Below are 815 nucleotides of genomic sequence, written 5' to 3'. Positions count from 1 at the left end.
TTCGGCGGCCTGGTTGTCGGCGCCGATCAACTCGGGGCGCGCCACCAGATTCGTGTCCAGATCCCGCGCCGCAGTCAGCACCACGGCGCTGCGAGTGACCAGTCGATCCAGCGCGGGCAGCACGTGATCGCCCTGCAACACAAACGCGTAGGGCTCGGTGACCTTGTAGAAGACCCGCACATCCAGTTGCACCACGCCGGCATCGCCGGTCAGCAGGTAACCGGAGCCGGCCAGGGCATCGCTCAGCGGTGTGGCAAAACTGGCCACGCGATCGGCTTGGGTGGCCGCATCGGAACGCAGCAGGTTTTCCACCCGGCGCTCAATCACCCGGTCCGCGGCGGGCAACAGCACCACTTGCTCGAACGGACGCGGCCAGGCCAGCAGCAGCCCGGCATTCTGGATCCGGTCCAGCGCACCGAAGTGCAACACCACGGCACGGTTCTGCGGGTCGATCTGGCGCACGTTGGAAAACGCCCACGCCAGCGCGGCCAATACCGTCACCGCATACAGCGCCAGGAACGTCAGCCGTCCAGCCTGGATCCACGGGCTGTCGAGGCTTTCCCGCTCACTCATGGCTGGACATCCTTCGGTCCATCCACCAGCGCGCGGAATGGCGCGGCGTCAGTGCGCAGGATGATCTTGGTGCCCGGCGTGACCACTGTGCCAAGGGTGTCGAGGGAGCGCAGCAGGTTGTACAACTGCGGATTGCCGGCGTAGGCACGGCCATAAATCTGCGCGGCTTCGACCCGGGATTGCGCTTCGATGTCGGCGGCTTTCACCGTGGCGTCGGCCTGGACGATCCGCGCATCACGCTC

1 protein-coding gene and 1 pseudogene are annotated in these 815 nt (G+C 66.4%); both read right to left on the bottom strand.

Features of this window, described 5'->3' with window-relative positions:
* On the bottom strand, positions 1 to 573 hold a 573-nt coding region (locus HX846_RS34520; RefSeq protein ID WP_256740284.1), incomplete at its 3' end, for an SPFH domain-containing protein.
* A pseudogene (locus tag HX846_RS34515) lies at positions 570 to 815 on the bottom strand (protease modulator HflC); the annotation flags it as partial. The pseudogene HX846_RS34515 and the gene HX846_RS34520, both read right to left, overlap by 4 nt.

It is taken from the genome of Pseudomonas sp. K5002 (assembly GCF_013386655.1).
Taxonomy (GTDB): Bacteria; Pseudomonadota; Gammaproteobacteria; order Pseudomonadales; family Pseudomonadaceae; genus Aquipseudomonas.
Note: the sequence above shows the minus strand (reverse complement) of the source record. Positions and strands in the feature narration are given on the sequence as shown.